At 63.8% G+C, this 15449-nt stretch carries 16 protein-coding genes; 5 read left to right on the plus strand and 11 right to left on the minus strand.

The features are described 5' to 3' along the window. Window positions 1–331: 331 nt before the first annotated feature. On the plus strand, window positions 332–2461 hold the full coding sequence (locus IWX88_RS12195) for a S8 family serine peptidase (RefSeq protein WP_196830717.1): 2130 nt from the start codon (window positions 332–334) through the stop codon (window positions 2459–2461). A 100-nt stretch (window positions 2462–2561) separates the two neighbouring features. Here the strand turns inward: IWX88_RS12195 and IWX88_RS12200 are convergent, their stop codons facing one another. Genes IWX88_RS12200 through IWX88_RS12220 form a run of 5 tightly spaced genes read right to left on the minus strand, consistent with a single transcriptional unit; the run spans window position 2562 to window position 8745 of the window. Then, the gene (locus tag IWX88_RS12200; protein WP_196830718.1) at window positions 2562–3512 is read right to left on the minus strand and encodes a metalloregulator ArsR/SmtB family transcription factor; all 951 of its coding nucleotides are present in this window, start codon (window positions 3510–3512) and stop codon (window positions 2562–2564) included. 49 nt (window positions 3513–3561) lie between these two features. Then, window positions 3562–4401 carry a DUF6671 family protein gene (locus IWX88_RS12205; RefSeq protein ID WP_196830719.1) on the minus strand — a complete coding sequence of 280 codons (840 nt, stop codon included), beginning with the start codon at window positions 4399–4401 and terminating at the stop codon, window positions 3562–3564. Continuing rightward, window positions 4398–4715 (minus strand): transcriptional regulator, encoded by a 318-nt coding sequence (locus tag IWX88_RS12210; protein WP_196830720.1) that lies wholly within the window; start codon window positions 4713–4715, stop codon window positions 4398–4400. The genes IWX88_RS12205 and IWX88_RS12210 overlap by 4 nt, the downstream gene beginning before the upstream one ends. A gap of 2 nt (window positions 4716–4717) precedes the next feature. Beyond that, window positions 4718–7210 carry a putative inorganic carbon transporter subunit DabA gene (locus IWX88_RS12215; protein WP_196830721.1) on the minus strand — a complete coding sequence of 831 codons (2493 nt, stop codon included), beginning with the start codon at window positions 7208–7210 and terminating at the stop codon, window positions 4718–4720. Next, window positions 7207–8745, minus strand: coding sequence for a proton-conducting transporter membrane subunit (locus IWX88_RS12220; RefSeq protein WP_196830722.1), 1539 nt, complete (start codon window positions 8743–8745; stop codon window positions 7207–7209). The genes IWX88_RS12215 and IWX88_RS12220 overlap by 4 nt, the downstream gene beginning before the upstream one ends. Window positions 8746–8854: 109 nt before the next feature. On the opposite strand from IWX88_RS12220, the gene IWX88_RS12225 reads away from it, so the two are divergent. Further along, the gene (locus tag IWX88_RS12225) at window positions 8855–9145 is read left to right on the plus strand and encodes a MarR family transcriptional regulator (protein ID WP_196830723.1); all 291 of its coding nucleotides are present in this window, start codon (window positions 8855–8857) and stop codon (window positions 9143–9145) included. 127 nt (window positions 9146–9272) lie between these two features. Here the strand turns inward: IWX88_RS12225 and IWX88_RS12230 are convergent, their stop codons facing one another. Continuing rightward, window positions 9273–9701 carry a DUF5997 family protein gene (locus IWX88_RS12230; RefSeq protein WP_231369260.1) on the minus strand — a complete coding sequence of 143 codons (429 nt, stop codon included), beginning with the start codon at window positions 9699–9701 and terminating at the stop codon, window positions 9273–9275. Between the two features lie 72 nt (window positions 9702–9773). Between IWX88_RS12230 and IWX88_RS12235 the strand changes: the two genes are divergently transcribed. Next, the gene (locus IWX88_RS12235) at window positions 9774–10430 is read left to right on the plus strand and encodes a LysR substrate-binding domain-containing protein (RefSeq protein WP_196830725.1); all 657 of its coding nucleotides are present in this window, start codon (window positions 9774–9776) and stop codon (window positions 10428–10430) included. Between the two features lie 100 nt (window positions 10431–10530). Next, on the plus strand, window positions 10531–10923 hold the full coding sequence (locus IWX88_RS12240; protein WP_196830727.1) for a hypothetical protein: 393 nt from the start codon (window positions 10531–10533) through the stop codon (window positions 10921–10923). A gap of 293 nt (window positions 10924–11216) precedes the next feature. On the opposite strand, the gene IWX88_RS12245 is transcribed toward IWX88_RS12240, so the two are convergent. The 4 genes from IWX88_RS12245 to IWX88_RS12260 form a co-directional block, all read right to left on the minus strand. Beyond that, entirely contained in the window at window positions 11217–11978 is a 762-nt protein-coding gene (locus IWX88_RS12245) for a nucleotidyl transferase AbiEii/AbiGii toxin family protein (protein ID WP_370568357.1), read from the minus strand. A 2-nt stretch (window positions 11979–11980) separates the two neighbouring features. Further along, window positions 11981–12292: a hypothetical protein gene (locus IWX88_RS12250; protein ID WP_196830729.1), complete on the minus strand. Its 312-nt coding sequence runs from the start codon at window positions 12290–12292 to the stop codon at window positions 11981–11983. Window positions 12293–12424: 132 nt separating this feature from the next. Continuing rightward, window positions 12425–13063 carry a DedA family protein gene (locus IWX88_RS12255; RefSeq protein WP_196830730.1) on the minus strand — a complete coding sequence of 213 codons (639 nt, stop codon included), beginning with the start codon at window positions 13061–13063 and terminating at the stop codon, window positions 12425–12427. 29 nt (window positions 13064–13092) lie between these two features. Then, window positions 13093–13881: a hypothetical protein gene (locus tag IWX88_RS12260; protein WP_196830731.1), complete on the minus strand. Its 789-nt coding sequence runs from the start codon at window positions 13879–13881 to the stop codon at window positions 13093–13095. Between the two features lie 147 nt (window positions 13882–14028). Between IWX88_RS12260 and IWX88_RS12265 the strand changes: the two genes are divergently transcribed. After that, window positions 14029–14532, plus strand: a complete 504-nt coding sequence (locus IWX88_RS12265; protein ID WP_196830732.1) for a hypothetical protein — start codon at window positions 14029–14031, stop codon at window positions 14530–14532. Window positions 14533–14556: 24 nt separating this feature from the next. On the opposite strand, the gene IWX88_RS12270 is transcribed toward IWX88_RS12265, so the two are convergent. Then, window positions 14557–15333: an Fpg/Nei family DNA glycosylase gene (locus IWX88_RS12270; RefSeq protein ID WP_196830733.1), complete on the minus strand. Its 777-nt coding sequence runs from the start codon at window positions 15331–15333 to the stop codon at window positions 14557–14559. Between the last annotated feature and the right edge of the window lie 116 nt (window positions 15334–15449).

Here is a 15449-nt window from a genome sequence, read left to right on the forward strand (position 1 = left end):
AAGGTCTCTTCTGTGGGTGGCCGGCGGGGCAAGCAGCGAGCGGACAGTGTGTGGTGTCGCACTGTGATTTCGCCGGCCCACGATGTTGCGCCATGATCGGCGATTTGAGCATCTTAGGCTGGCACGTCGACGCGAAGCTGTGATGGTCAATACGACGCCGGTGCCCGGGTTTCGCCCTGCGGTGGCGGTGTTGAGGGCGCAGATAAATTTTCAGCGGATCGGCACGTGGTCAAACAGTATAAAGAATGACCTTCACAGGGTCGACTGCCACTGATAGTTGTCGGGTCGCTCTGTGGTGGCGGTCTGAAGAGCGTTGCCAAGGAGCCTTGAGATGCGTCGCAGTGTTGCTGGTGTTGCTGGTGGTGCGGCCGTAGTGGCCGCCTTCGTCGCGGCTGCTCTGGCTGGTTCGCTGGTCTTCGGTGATGCAGCCGCTTCATCGCCCGCCCGGGCGATCGACCCCTCGCCTGCGCGGCAGATGGGTGCGTCGCAACTCGAAGTGACAGCGACAGCGACAGCGGCAGCTACGCCGACAGCAGCGCCGACACCAGCGCCGACACCAGCGCCGACAGCGACACCGGTACCGGCGAAGACGGCAGCACCGTCGGGAAAGACCGTCGCTGACTCCTTTGAGGGAACACAGAAACTCGTCATCACGACGCAGCCCGGGAATACCCGCGCGCTCGTGAGCCAGCTGAATGCCCTGGGTGTGTCCGTCACGGAGGAGTTCACCACCGTCGCGTCCGCGGCCGCAGTGACGGTGACTCAGGAGCAGCTCGCCGCGATTCGAGCGCGTATCCCAGCGGCCGCCGTCTCGGTGGATTCCCTGGTCGTACTCTTCGATACCCAGACCGAGAATCCTGCGCCGTGGAATCTCGATCGGATCGATCAGGTTGACTACACGCCGAGTGGCACTGCGCGAAGTTACACCTATCCGAGCTCCGCCGGTGCGGGTGCGACGGTCTTTATTCTCGATTCGGGGTTTATCCGACAGAATTCTGAACTCGATGGGCGCGTCGCACCCGGCGTCGACTTGGCCGGTGGAGACCATGGCACGCCTATGGACTTGAGCGACGACACCAGCACCAAAGACTGCAACGGACATGGAACCCATGTCGCGGGAACGGTGGCCTCCACGACGTATGGGGTTGCCAAGCTCGCCCGAATTGTTCCAGTGCGAGTGTTCGACTGCAGCGGGAGCACCTATTCGTCCACGATCGTGGCCGGAATCGAGTGGGTGATCGCGAACAGACCCTCCAGCGGTGGCGCGGTGATCAACATGAGTCTTGGCGCCATCGGCGGCGACACTCTCGTCGACAGTGCCACCCAGGCTGCGATCAATGCGGGCATCACCGTCGTCGTGGCCGCGGGTAACGGTGGCGCGGACGGCTTCGGCGACGATGCGTGCTTGGGGTCGACCAACTCCCAGGGCGTCTTTGAGAACGGAACATCGCCTGCCCGTGTCGTCGACGCAATCACGGTGGGTGCGACTGGTTACGATGACGGATCTGGGGCTGCACCGTCCGGGTACACGCAAGATCTCGAAACGTATTTCTCGAACTACGGCACCTGCGTCGACATCCTCGCTCCGGGCGCGGCGATCCCGTCCCTCGACTTTGCCGGCACGGGATCCCGAACGCTCAGTGGAACCTCCATGGCGACGCCGCTCGTGGCCGGTGCTGCGGCGCTTTATCTCGCGACGCATCCGTCGGCACGGCCTGCGGAGGTTCAGAGCGCAGTTGTCGATAGCGCTGCGAAAAACAAGGTGCAGTATGCCGACCAATTCTGGCCTCGGTATATTGCCGGATATCCGTCCAGCCGTGCCACCCGCACGCCCAACCTGCTTCTCAACATTTCATTTCTGAATGTGCAGACCGGTGTCCCCACCGAACCCCGGAGCCTGGCCGCTGGCTCGTCCACGACAACGACTATGCCGTTGACGTGGGTGCAGCCCAGCACGCTCAATGGCGCCACCATCCTGGATTACCTGGTGCAGTACCGCGTGTCGGGCATGTCAAATTGGTCGACCTTTGCCCACACCGCGACAGCGACGACCGGCCAGACAGTGTCGGGCCTCATGCCAGGCACAAGCTACGACTTTCAGGTCGCTGCGCGAACGGCGCAGGGTGACAGTGCTTTCTCGTCGACAGTCACGGTGCCGACGCTGACGGGCATCACGAGCGCGCCGCGGATCCTGTCAGCTGGAACGGCAACGAAGTCGGCGGTAGCCCTGGTGTGGACGGCGCCACTCACACTGAACGGTGGCATCACCACGGATTATGTTGTCCAGTTCCGCATCAGCGGCAGCTTAGCCTGGACCACGTTTGCGCACACCGCGAAGGCAACCACGGGCATCACGGTGTCGGGCCTGCGCTCACGCACGCTGTACCAGTTTCAGGTTGCGGCACGCACAGCGCAGGGTGACAGCGTGTTCTCGAACTCGGTCACCAAAGCCACGGGGTAGTTCGGTCGTCACCTGCCCTGCTTTCCCAATGGATCGACCCGTGGTCTGTCCATTGGTGGGACGACCTGCCCGGCGCGGTCATGGTTCGTGTCAGGCCGCGTCAGGCCGCGTTCGCAGCGTCGATATCGGCAAGGAGTTCACGCACGCGGGCGTCGATGTCATCTCGCACGGCCCGCACCTGTTCCGGTGACATCCCGGCGGGGTCGGGCAGGTCCCAGTCCAGATAGCGGCGTCCCGCATAGATCGGGCAGGCATCGCCGCAGCCCATCGTGATGACGTAGTCCGCACCCCGCACTACCTCGTCGGTCAGCGGTTTGGGATATTCGCCGTCGATCGAGACGCCGATCTCGTCGAGTGTTGCGACGATTTTGGGGTTTATTGAACCGGCAGGTTCGGATCCGGCGGTGAGAACTCGCACCCGATCGCCGGCAAGTGAGCGCAGGATCGCAGACGCGAGTTGGGAACGCCCCGCGTTCTGCACGCAGACGAAGAGAACATCCGGTATCGAATCGCGGCGGATGCCGTCGGCATCCGCCAGCGACCGCAGCCGGTCGGCGGCGAATCTCGAGGTGAGCGAGGGCAGGTAGCGGGTGATTCGAGCACGCTCGGCCAGTAGCTGGTAGCTGTCGTGCACATAGTCCGAGACGGTCTGTGGCGAGAAGGTTCCAGCGAATCGAGTCGCAAGGTCCCGGGAGATTCGCTTGAGAATCGGCGGTGCGATGACACCCGCGATCGGATCACCCTGCACGGAATCGAACACGTCGACCAGCTTCGCCGGCACGATCGAATACCAGACCAGACGTCCGTCCTGCGTGCTCTCGAGGATGCCGGCATCGGACAGCAGGCGGAGATGATGGCTTACCGTGGGTTGGCTGAGGCCGAGTTCGGCGGCGAGTTCGGTGACCGCCCGACGCCCCGCTGGTGCGTCGACGATCCGGCTCAGAATCTGCACTCGCGTCGCGTCGGCCATCGCTCGCAGCCCGCGCGCGATCCGCTCGGCTGCTGCACGATCGAGACGGGGATGCTCGGTCGGAGAGTCTGCGAAATTCATAGATGAAAGTCTATGCGTGAGGTCGTTGCAACGCCCGTGATCCGAGTGATCAGGGGTTGCAATAGTCGCACCACTGGGGTGCCGCGACCCGGTCCGGTCGGAGGATGCGAACGGTGTGGGGGCAGAGACCGCAGCCGTGGATGTCGGCTGCAATGACCCGGGTGGGTTGCCCGCAGTCGGAGCAGCGCAGTCCGCGCTCGACGTCGAGCTGCCCGAATCCCGGGGTATGGCACTCCGGGCAGGCAGTAGCCAGCCGTCTCGCCATCCGGTAGGCGAGTGTGGTGATCACGTCGGCACGGGAGGGGCAGCGGTGTGCTCGATAGTCAGGCGCGATGGTGAGCGGGTAGCCGGCACTGAGGCGAAGCGTCCGTTCGACGACGCCCGGTAGTGACTCGACGGAGATGAGATCCTTCTCGATCAACTCCCCGACCGCACCGCCGCGGAGCATCAGGCCCTGTTCAGGGTGTCCGACGGCCGCCGCGTAGCCGAGCGCGTCATCCACAGTGCTGATCTCTCGTGCGGGGGGTAGTGGGGATGTGGCGATGACACCTTCGACCAGTTCGATGCCGCGGGATTGGTCAATGAACAGCAGTACTTCGTGGTGCTCGACCAGGAATCCGAATCCAGAATTGAAGCTGCCCTCGGAGGCGAGCCCGTAGGGAGTGCCCGCTAATTGGATACCGAGGCGTGCCTTCACCTGGGCCGCTGTGCGCGGACTGAGGGTGCGGGTAATTTCTCCGGAGAAGGTGCCGAACTGGTCCGTGTCCAGCCCTGCCGGGGCGATAACGTCGGCGTCAAGGATCTCGTGAAATGCCTGCTGGGCGAGATATTGCTTGCCGTGCATGGTTGCGAACGCAACCGTTGCCCCCGTGTAGGGATGGGTTCTCATGCGAAGTATTCGGGCCTGCTGACATACGTGTCGGCGACGAACATCACGCCGGGACCACCGTCGAGCAGCCTCCTGATTGCACCGATGAGGTCGGGTGCTTTGTCGGGTGGCAGCACGGTGATGAGCATCGTCAGGGTGTCGTACTCGTTGAACAGCAGGGCGCCAGAGTGTGGTCCGTGGTGCCCGATTCCCGAGACACCGGAGACGGACGTGTAGCCGGTGGCTCCTGCGGAGACGATGAGTTCCCTCACCGGCTGAGCCTCGCGGCCGGGGATGACGATCTCGATTCGGGTCATCTTGGTGAGCGGATCCATAGTTATTCTCCTTGTTGGGTTGTGCCGAGCTGCAGATCCGGAGTCCACCCGTAAGAGCCGTATCGGTACCAGGGGCTGTTCGGTTCGTCGCGCGCGGTGAGGGTGATCCAGTTGTTGTCGAACAGGTGTCGAAGAACCTGGTTGCGGGAGACTATCGCTCCTATTCGCTCGAGTGGTGCCTGGATCAGCACGCTGAGCCGCATCGCTTCGTGTAGGTCTCGGTTGCCGACGGCCACCGATTGAAGAGGCAGCCCACGCTTGAGGTCGCCAGTGTGACCGGAGATCACACCGATCGTCCCGATGGCATTGTGGATGGTCTTGGTGCCTGCCCCCCATCGCTTCTGGTCGACGGTGGAGAAATAGTATTGGTGATTAATCCACTGGGCGACAACCAGGGGAGCGGTCATGATCGTTTCCAGCGCGGATCCATCGGGATCAGATTCGGGTCGGTAGGAGTGCAGGAAAACACGGCGCTCCAGATCCACTCCCCTCGACATCTCTCGAGGCCCGATGATCATCGCGGCGTTACCGACGAGACCGAGTTCGGGATACACCTCCGCCCAGTCGGTTGCGCGCTGGCGCAGCCGCTTGAGAGAGTGTCGCTGAGCACCGGGCAGCTGGGTTGCCCGCTCCCGCACCAGTCGATCCGCTGCGATAATCTGGGTATGCAGAAATTCGGTGATAGCGATCGAATGGCTGTCGGGAATCATCTGCCGGTCAAGAATTTCGATGCGGTCGGACACCGTGTTGTGCTCTGCCGCCACGAAGAGAGTCGTCGAAGGGATGGGGAGCCCCCGCTCGGCAAGGATGCGGCGCACCTGAGGGTCGTTGAAGATTGCGGCAGCGGCTCTCGCGTTGGCTGCACCCGGGTTTCCGCCGCAGGCTCCGCAGTCCAGAGCTGACTGATACAGGTTGTTCGCACTGGTCGATCCGTGACCGGTCAGGATGATGAGGGGAGCGCAGCGATCCAAGCCCATCATGCGGATGCCGGTTTCGGCGAGCGCGGCGCGCTCGCCGAGGGAGAAGGCATCGGCGATCGTCACCTCTGTGGTGAGCTCGGGCGTGGTGCTTCGCCGCAACCGCTCGGAAATTCGGATGCTATCTGGCCAGAGCGTGCGCAGGAGCGAAGTCGCACCGTGGAACCAGCCGAGTGTCTCGGCCAGCGCAAACGGTGCAGCCGGGGTGGTTTCGCTCGCGTGCAAGCCGGCAGCGAAAGCATCCCGAACCCGGAGGGCGGTCGTGTGCCGCTTGGCTTGACGTGCATCGGTCGGGACCTCAGTCACCGAATGGCGGGCGGAAAGCAGTGCCGGCAGCGAGTCAATACTGCCTCGAGCCTGGTAATTGGCAAAGCGGATCGGCACACCGAAGAATCCGGCAAAACCGTAGGTCTCGACGGTGGGGTCGGCTTCGAGGTGGCGGCGCATTCCCTCTGAGCGCGGGTCTATGCACATCACCACCTGCAGGCTCGGAATGGTGGTTTCGGTGCTGGTTTCGGTGGTGGTCATGACAGCCGTGGTGCGGGCCAGCGCCGTCACGAGCTCCCGCCGATAGTGCTCGTCGTAGGCGCTCTGCCACGCGAACGCGTGCAGTTGCGGGGGGTGCAGCGCGAGGATCCGCGCCACCCGCGCGACCGTGTCAGAGGGTCCGGGATGCCCCGACAGCGTCAAGATGAGTGTCGCGGCCCGCTCCCGGGCGCCGGCTGGGTCGGCTGTTGGCTCGGTCCCCCGCAGCGGTATCGGCAGAGCCAGAGCCAGCGGTAGTGGGAGCGGCAGCGGTAATGGCAGGCCGAGTGACCATCGCAGGGTGATGCGGATCGCCAGGTAAGAGGTCATGTCGATGTCTCCGACGTGGCCGGCACGCCACTTGATGTGGGCCACCCACCCGGGCAATCGCTGCGCTTCCCGCTGTAGAACCAGCTCGGAATCTCCTTCGTGCACACCGAGTCGCACGAGCGCGATGGCGAGCCCGTCATCGGCAGTAGGTGGGAGATCATGCAGTCGTCGCCGTGCCGCCGATGGGAGGTGGGGATCGTAACGGGCCAGCGCGGTCCAGGCGGCCCAGGGCCCCCGGTCGCGGTGTGGCATCTGCCAGAGCGGGTGCGGATCGAGGTACGCGGCGACCCATTTCGAGACCAGCTCATCCACGAGGTCTGGCTCCGGTGCCGACGGTGCTGGCAGCCTGGAATGGTCGGCCTGAACCAGCTCGAACGCGACGAGCTCGGCTGCGGTCCAGACGCGGGGACCGAGAGTGACAGCTGCTGCGCCGGCCAATTCGGGAACACGCTCGAGTACCGCAGCGATCAGGTCAGCGTCGGTGATGCGTCCCCGGTCATAGTCAGCAAGGAATGCGGCTCGCGGCCGCGCCACCGTGGCCAGCGCAAAGTCTTCCGATTCGTGGGCGCCCAACGGGTTGACAGCAATAAACGATGACAGCGGCCACAACGGAGTGACCGTGCGGGTGGCGCGGGCCACTGCCGCCCGGATTTCGAGACTCATAACAACGCTCCTTCAGGGCTGTTGATCGGGTGCCGGCTCGCACCGGTGATGGGGGTGCCAGCGGCGAGAGCGCGGGCATAGAGGCGGTGGCTGATGCGGGTACCCGATCGCACGTGTTGCAGCAGCTGCAACACGAGCAGCGCTCCGCCCGGCACAATCAGCCACCAGGCATTCACCGCGGCCGGTGCAGGCGCAAACCTCAGGGTGGAATCGAAAACACTGATGAGAGCCGTGTATCCGAAAGTCAACATGACAATCCCCAGGCTCCCCAGGGTTGCCGTTGTCGTCGAAAAATGTGCCAGGAGGGTAGTTCCGAGTGCCACCGCGGCGGTGAAAACCACGAAGATCTGAAGCGCCTGACTTGCGGGTGTCAACTGGATACCGAGAAGTACGCGGGCCCCGATAATCGACCCGATTGGCACCGCCACCGCCAGTGCGAGCGACGCGGTCGCCTGAGGCCAGCGCACACGTTGACGGCTGGGCCAGGCCCGCTGCTGTGCGTCTCGTGCGATCCCGGATCCGGCACTGAGAAAGAGTGTGGATTTGAAGAGGCCGTGGGCGATGAGATGGAACACGGCCGCTGCGAACGCGCCCATCCCGCAGGCGAGCATCATGAAGCCCATCTGCGCCATGGTCGAGAAGACCAGGCGACCCTTCACGTCCGGCTTCACCAATCGCACGGCGGATGCGAACCCCAGCGTCAGTGCGCCAGCGCAGAAGACCACTGCCATCGCGATGACGGACTCGCCGATCGCGGGGGAGAAACGCAGTATGAGGATGGCGCCGGCGTTGACAACTCCGGCGTGCATCAGCGCTGACACCGGAGTCGGTGCGGCCAGTGTCGCCGGCAGCCAGCCGTGGAACGGCACCTGGCTGGATCGGGCCAGTGCCGGAACTACCAGCAGGATCGCGAGCGCAGTGGCCAGGGCGGGGGGCAGTGCGGCCATCGATCTGCCGAGATCGGCGAAGGCCACATCCCCGCCCGCTATCACCAACAACACGACCACGACCACAATCAGCGGCAGGTCACCCACGGCGAAGCGGATGGCGGTGCGGCGTACTCCGTCGCGAGCCTGGGGCAGGTGTGAGTAAGTAGCCAACAATGCGATGAGGCTGGCACCCGCGGCGATCCAGGCCAGACCGAATCCGAGGACGGTACTGGCGCAGACCATCAGTGCGGTTGCGGCTGTCACCAGGTTGGCGGTGACGACGAACCACACCTGGCGGGGGTCTCCTCGAAGATAACGCACGGCGAAGAACTGGATCAGGGTGCTCAGCCCCAACACCAGCACCAGCATCAGCACCGCCAACCGGTCGATAGTGAGACCGGGCAGCGCCACCCCGGCGGTACCTTTCACGCCGGGTGTCACTATGCGCAGCAGAGCGAGACAGATCGCGGCAATCCAGCCAATTGCGGTGAGATACACGGCGATTCGCGACCCCAGATCCGCGGACCAGCGTCCCACTACGGCTCCACCGATCGCCGCGAAAACGGTGGCCGCGAGCGCACCCACCGCGAGCATCGTTTCGACCATACGCACCTTTTCTATAACCCGTATTTTAATACAGGAAAAACGTAGCACGTTAAAGAAGTCGCGAGATGCATTTAGGGAGATATCTCGCCGTGAACGGTAGAGTGTCGCCATGGCGCACTGGACATTCCTGACCAATCACGCCCACGTTCTGCTGTGCGTGGCGGAAAACCCGAACGCCAGGTTGCGAGACATCGCCGAAATGGTGGGCATCACTGAGCGCGCCGCTCAACGCATCGTCACCGAGCTCGAGGATGCCGGCTATCTTGATCGCGTCCGCGAAGGTCGCCGCAACAGTTATCTACTGAATACCGCCATGCCCCTGCGCCATCCGTTGGACAGCGACCACCGCATCGGTGAGCTATTGGCGGCTTTCGCCAATGCCCCGGCTCCGCGCCCGTAACTCCACCCGGATCCGCGCGCCTCTTTGTCAGCCATGCCGTCCGACGTTGGCCCGCATGGCTGATGAACGGCCGCATGGTCGCCTTGCCGCCCGCGTAACGTTGCGGTGCTGCAGGCGAGCGAGCACTTTAGGCGCGCGCGGCACCCTCGTCGCGCTGGGAGCGCTTGTACGCCCTGAGGGCCTTCACGCGGGCGTTCTCTTCGTTGACCTCGGCATGGGTAGCGCGCTCGCGCACCAGCCACGCCGGCGGCTTTTGCAGCAGTGCGGAGATCTCATCAGTGGTGAGGGGCTCGGTGACGTCGCCGCGGGCGAGTCCGGCGTTGGAGACGCCGAGCTTGTGGGCGACAACGGGACGCGGGTGCGGCCCAGTCTTGCGCAACTCCACCAGCCACTCGGGCGGATCGGCGATCCACTGGTTGAGCTGTTGGCGGGAGACGGGCTCGGCCTGGAAGGATTCGGGCGTAGCGGGCAGATAGACCCCGAGTTTCTGGGCCGCCGTGGCAGGTTTCATGGTCTGCGGGTTTTTCGTCGACAGGGAGGATTTCGCCGGAGTCATGCGCCCAGCGTATAGCCTGAGACGCCTGCAGCGCTCCGCTGCGTGTGAGCCCGCAAGCGAAGGGAGGTGCCCGTGGACGACGCTCCCGCCGACTTCACCATTGCCTTCGCGGCAGGTGTCACCCTCACGCGTTGGACCCGTGCCTGGCAGCAGCGTCAGCGCCGTATCCCTCTCGCTTTTCTCCAGACGGATGATGCGAACCAGGTTTCCGCGCTGCACGAGGGTCTCGCGGATGTCAGTTTTGTTCGGCTCCCCGTTGTCCGGGAACATCTGAGCATCATCCCGTTGTACGACGAGATCGCCGTCGTGATCGTGCCGAAGGAGCATCCGCTGTCTGCGGTCGACAGCGTGATTCTCGCCGATCTGGCGGGAGAGGACCGGGTGCCCGATGCTCTGTCTGCCCCGGATGCTATCGAACTGGTCGCCGTCGGAGGTGGCATCGTGATCCTGCCGCAGTCGATCGCCCGCATGCACGCGCGCAAGGACGTCGTCGCGCGTGCGGTGACGGATGCCGCGGTCACAACCATCGCGATCGCTTGGCTCGAGGACCGCACGACCGCCCAGATCGACGAGTTCGTCGGTATTGTGCGTGGTCGCACCCAGGCCAGTTCCCGCGCGATTCCGACCCCCAAGACGCCGCGACCGAAATCGGATACCAAACGTAACGTCGCCACAGCAAAAACGCGCGCATCGCAGCGTTCACGCCCCCGCAAGCCTCGGGGGCGGTGAGCTCTCTGATGCTGAACACGGCTGTGGGTACAGTGGCTGTGGGTACCGTGGCGGTGAATGCCGCGGCGGTGGAGACCATAGCCGTGGATGGCATGGCACAGTGACAGCACTCCGCGCTCCGCGTCGGCGCTCGGTATCGATATCGGCATCGGCATCGGTATCGGCATCGACCATCGCAACCATAGCGACCGTCGCAACCAGAGCCGTTCTCGCGCTAGCGGTGCTTGCTGCAGCAGATTTGGGGTTCACCGCGCTGGCGGTGATCCTCGCCACGGTCAACCCGGAGATCGGCCTGATTGGCGATGCCGGTGCGGTGCTCAGCTATTTCACGTTTTATCCGGCTGTGCTGGTCGCGGCTCTGACCCTGCTCGCTGGAGCCGTCATCGCCTGGCGCGATCCGCATCTCATTCGCCTGGGCATCGCCGTGGTGGTAACCGGAATTCTCTCGGCAGCGTTCGTCGTCATCGCCCTGCTGCCGCAGGCTCTGCGGTAGCACCTGGACGCAACTTTACGCAGGTAGACAGAGGGAGGTCCGGCTCAACAATCTGCTCGAACTGATGCGGCTTTTACATCAGAAGGTGCACCGGGTCGCCGGCTACTCCACGGACATCCGCCGCTACCTCGAACCACACAATGGCAGACCCGAGCGAAGCTACCGCGAGGCATACGACTCACAGTTCGATGAGGCCGGAACCCAGCAATTCACTAGCCTCTGGGGTGTCCAGGCACGGGTCGCGATCCGTGAGGCCCAAGCACGGAGAGTAGCGGTGCGGGAACGGGAAAGGTCTAATTCCGGGGAGGTAGCGTCCGCCAGTGATGGCGGGTGAAACCGCCCCGACCATTTGCATGGGCTTTGACGTGAACCGCCCCCGTGTGGTCGGGGAGAATGAAATCGCCCGGCTCGGCGTCTTCGATATGCGCGCTGAACTCGGTCGCCGCACTGCGAATATCAGCTATTTGGTCGAGGGTGAGTCCATAGTCAGCAAACCGCTGGTCCCGAGACCTCCCGACTTCAGCCAACATCGTGCGGAACATCGGGACGTTGATACGATCATCGCGATCCTGGGCCATAGCGAAGAGCTCGGTGTCTGACCACAGGCCTGTCTTCCGGATACACCACAGATCGATGAAGTCACGGGCTTCGCCGCGAGAAAATATCGTCGCAACCTTCGCAGCCGCTGCATCCTGAATATCGAGGACTGGACCGATAGCGATTTCCGCCGGGTTGTACCTGCGCCAATCAAGACTCATGTCCACTTCGACGACCTCGCCGCCAGGGGTGCTCACATTGAATTTGAAGAATGTGCTAGACCGCTTCACGGGAAGGAGGGCAAACCCATCCTCTTGCAATCTCTCTGTCACCGCCTCCACTGCCAAGTCGAAGAATCCGGCGTGTTCCATGGTGCTGAACCAATCAGCATCATCTGTTGGGCGGGAGGCGATCCCGTGCTCGATGAGAGCTCCAGGTCCCGCCAGGGCGAAACCGAACCCTCGCGCTGCGCCAAGACCAGATACTATTACCGCCCGTTGTGACTCGGTCAGCGCCACCTCTAGCGACTCGTCAACTCAGGGAATGCCGTCTCCCAAAGTGCAAGGCAACGCACCGGAAGAACGAGGTAGTGCCATGAGGTGAGAAGGATGTCGCGATTCAGCCACTCGGCCTGCTGCTGCGTTGTTCCGATGCGCACAACTGCCTGGTACATGCGCTGCACGTCCGGCGGATTCGCCAGGTCAACAGTTTTCTCGGGTCCCCAATAGAGCGAACGGGGCAGCTCAATGACACCGGCCGATGGCCCTGACAGGGATCCGAGAGACTCGGGAATCTCGTACTCCACCGCGTTTGCGTAAACCAGCTTCTCCATTGCGCACCTCCCCTCGCTTTCATTATCCCGTGTGTACCTCGACTTTGCGCGGCACAAGCCGCAACGAGGAGAGCACCACGATCGGAAGCTGCATTTCACTGCACAAAAACGGTCAAAAACTGCTTTTTTCTCTCACTGGAATCGTAAGGCTGCCCGGTTGCGTCGCCACGAGATGATTCCGGCAATGATCGCGCCGAGGATGAAAGCGCCCCCGATCAGATAGGCGGCTGACTTGACCACGGGGATGCTCGCGGCGAAATACCCGGTCACGGTGAGCAGGACTCCCCAGACGAGCGCACCGACCAGATTGGCCGCGACGAACTTGAGATAGTCCATGCGCGCAATTCCCGCGATCGGCGGTACAAGCACTCGGCCCCACGGGATGAACCGCCCCACGACCACCGCCCACCATCCGAGATCGGTGTAGAACTTCTCCGCGCGGCGGATGCTGCGCTGCACCCACGCTCCGGTGCGCCGATCCAGGTAGGGGCGCCCGTAGTGGCGGCCGAGCAAAAATCCGACCTGGTCGCCGAGGAAGGCCGCAATTCCCACGCCGATTGCGAGCACCCAGATGTTGACCCCACCGTGTCCGGCCGAGAGGATGCCCGCGGCGAAGAGCAGGGAGTCCCCGGTGATGAAGGGGATGAATACGCCGACGAACAGTCCGGTGCCCGCGAAGACGAGTCCCCAGACGATCGCGTAGAAGAGGATCGGGCCGAACAGGTCGAGCCAACTCGAGACCTGACCGTCGAGCGCGGCGAGTGGCAGCATCCGGTGTCCTCCAGTGATCGCCGTAGCCGTTAAGCTTCGGGATCGATCGAGCCGTCGTCGAGCTCGCTCTCGTGTGCACCCCGTGTGGCAAGTGCCGCAGCACGCTCGGCAAGTCGGCGCTGCACGTCTGCCTGGGCGGATGCGATTACCTCGGGGGCGAGGTACGGGTTCTCGTGCACGTTGGTGCCGTGGTGCTTCTCGATATAGGAATCGAGCTGCGGGCCGGATTCCCATGAGGTGATGAGGCAGTATCGCGGCTCCGGTCCCTTGTGCCAGACCGCGTGCCAGAACCGCTGGGTGTCGACGATGATCTGTGCCCCCGCTGGCAGCGCGATGCGCACCTCGTTGGTCGGGTCGAAACGGTCTTCGCGCAACGTCATAAACGACTCGGCATCGTCGCTGAGGTTGAAGAATCCGCGCACGATCCAGCCCGAGCCATCCGGGTTCAGTCGATTGTTGTCGTCCTGGTGGAGGTTGTAGAGCGTGTCGGAGTAGACGTTCGGCTGCAGTTCGATCACGCGGCAGCGACCGACGTTGGCCCCGGGCTCGAGTGCGCGAGCGGCAAGTCGCGGGGCCTTAGCGACCTGGGAGTCGATCCAGACGCCGTCCTTGTCGGTGCGCGGCGGGGTGTGGTTCCAGAATCCGTTGACCTCGATGTTGCCGAACGCGCTGGCCAGGGGTGCGAAACGGGTGACGCCGGATGACTTCCAGTCGACGTACTCGATATCCGTCCACTCCTGCGGATCCGCGGCCTGGTCATACGCATCGAGGATGACGTAGCCCTTCTCATCGAGGAGTGCGGATTTGACGTAGCCCATCTGCGTGAACCCCTTCGGTAACAGGACCAGCGTGTTTTTGCAGGCCCAACTTAGGCAACCCTAACATCTGCGATTCGAGGCCTCGCGGGTCTAAAGTCCTGCGATTCGGACCCGCTGGATTATGGGGAGCTTAGGATCAGTGTCACCATGACGGATTCCCCCACCGGCGGCCGGTTCGACCCCCGCTTCAATCCGGCTTTCCAGCCCGGTTATGACCCCAGGTTGCGCGAGCCGAGCGTGCAGGATTCGAACGCGCAGGATTCGAACGTGCAGCCGCAGCCGCCTTCCGTTGCGAACCGGACCTCCGCACCGGAGCTGATTGAGCATCCGCTTCCGCAGGATCCGGCGGGTTCGGTCACAGTCGACGAGTGGCCACTTGCCGTGGGAGGCATCCCCGGGCAGCAGCCTCGCATTGCTCGGCGTTTCGATCCCTACCTCGCCAGCCTCTTGGCACTCAGTGTCGCGTTCGTCTCAGCCGGGGTGCTCACCATTTTTCTAATCGCAGATCGGATGGATCGGCTCAGCGGCTCAGGGACGGCGTTCGACTACAACCTGGTGCTGATCTACACGATCGCCGCCCCGCTCCTGGTGGTCCTGGGGCTCGCGACCGCGACTGCGACCCTGTTTCTGCTGGCGTCCCGACGCCGCTGAGCAGGACCAGGCAGGCGGGAATTCTCAACTCTGGCACTGCGGGCACCAGTAGGTGTCGCGCAGTTGCAGCGTCGACTCGCCGAGTTTGCCGCGTTCGATGCGGGTGCCACAGCGCAGACACGGCTTGCCCTCGCGCCGATAGACCCAGTCGGTGTCACCCCGCAGTGTGCCGGTGGTGGTGCGCTCGACCCGATCTTTGTTGGCGTCGATCAGCCGGTGGGCGAGTGCCACCAGCTTCTTGGGGCTCTCGATGTCCCCGATCGGCCGGGTGGGCAGTGCCCCGCTGAGAAAACACAACTCGTTTCGGTAGACGTTGCCAAGCCCGGCCATGACGCGCTGGTCGAGCAGAGCAAGGCCGACCGCGCGGGCTGGATCGGCGGTGAGGCGCAGCAGCGCCTCATCCGCGTTCCAGTCTGGGCCGAGCAGATCGGGGCCGAGATAGCCGACCACACTCTCTTCGTCGTCGCGCGCGACCACGTCGAGGGTGCCGAGCTGGAACCCAACGGCGAGCCAGTCTGCGGTAGCGAGGATGGCACGCGCCTGCCATGCCGGCCGCCGCCATTTCGTGCCGTGCCGGTACACGTGCCAGGAACCCTCCATCTTGAGGTGGCTGTGGATACTGTGTGCGTTCACCCGGATCAGCAGGTGCTTGCCCCGACTCACCACGCCCTCCACGACGTCGCCGGTGAGATCCACCGTGGCGAATGCCGGCACGCGGATGTCGCAGCGAGTCAGTGCGCTCCCGGCCAGCGCAGCGTCGAGATTTATCGCGGTGCGGTAAACGGTGTCGCCCTCTGGCATGTCAGTGTCCTGTCATTCTTCGATTATGGCGCGCGTCTTGGAGTGCCGACCGCCAGTGTGCCGACCGCCAGTGTGCCGACCGCCAGTGTGCCGACCGCCAGGTTCGCGCCTCTCGA

It is taken from the genome of Frigoribacterium sp. CG_9.8 (genome assembly GCF_015751965.1).
In the GTDB taxonomy this organism is placed as follows: domain Bacteria; phylum Actinomycetota; class Actinomycetes; order Actinomycetales; family Microbacteriaceae; genus Lacisediminihabitans.

What these genes read in the sequence shown, in the direction of transcription:
- IWX88_RS12205 (WP_196830719.1), bottom strand. Translation starts at nt 4,401, where the DNA reads ATGAGAACCCATCCCTACACGGGGGCAACGGTTGCGTTCGCAACCATG.
- IWX88_RS12225 (WP_196830723.1), top strand. Translation starts at nt 8,855, where the DNA reads ATGGCGCACTGGACATTCCTGACCAATCACGCCCACGTTCTGCTGTGC.
- IWX88_RS12215 (WP_196830721.1), bottom strand. Translation starts at nt 7,210, where the DNA reads ATGAGTCTCGAAATCCGGGCGGCAGTGGCCCGCGCCACCCGCACGGTC.
- IWX88_RS12255 (WP_196830730.1), bottom strand. Translation starts at nt 13,063, where the DNA reads ATGCTGCCACTCGCCGCGCTCGACGGTCAGGTCTCGAGTTGGCTCGAC.
- IWX88_RS12230 (WP_231369260.1), bottom strand. Translation starts at nt 9,701, where the DNA reads ATGACTCCGGCGAAATCCTCCCTGTCGACGAAAAACCCGCAGACCATG.
- IWX88_RS12250 (WP_196830729.1), bottom strand. Translation starts at nt 12,292, where the DNA reads ATGGAGAAGCTGGTTTACGCAAACGCGGTGGAGTACGAGATTCCCGAG.
- IWX88_RS12200 (WP_196830718.1), bottom strand. Translation starts at nt 3,512, where the DNA reads ATGAATTTCGCAGACTCTCCGACCGAGCATCCCCGTCTCGATCGTGCA.
- IWX88_RS12260 (WP_196830731.1), bottom strand. Translation starts at nt 13,881, where the DNA reads ATGGGCTACGTCAAATCCGCACTCCTCGATGAGAAGGGCTACGTCATC.
- IWX88_RS12220 (WP_196830722.1), bottom strand. Translation starts at nt 8,745, where the DNA reads ATGGTCGAAACGATGCTCGCGGTGGGTGCGCTCGCGGCCACCGTTTTC.
- IWX88_RS12270 (WP_196830733.1), bottom strand. Translation starts at nt 15,333, where the DNA reads ATGCCAGAGGGCGACACCGTTTACCGCACCGCGATAAATCTCGACGCT.
- IWX88_RS12265 (WP_196830732.1), top strand. Translation starts at nt 14,029, where the DNA reads ATGACGGATTCCCCCACCGGCGGCCGGTTCGACCCCCGCTTCAATCCG.
- IWX88_RS12195 (WP_196830717.1), top strand. Translation starts at nt 332, where the DNA reads ATGCGTCGCAGTGTTGCTGGTGTTGCTGGTGGTGCGGCCGTAGTGGCC.
- IWX88_RS12210 (WP_196830720.1), bottom strand. Translation starts at nt 4,715, where the DNA reads ATGGATCCGCTCACCAAGATGACCCGAATCGAGATCGTCATCCCCGGC.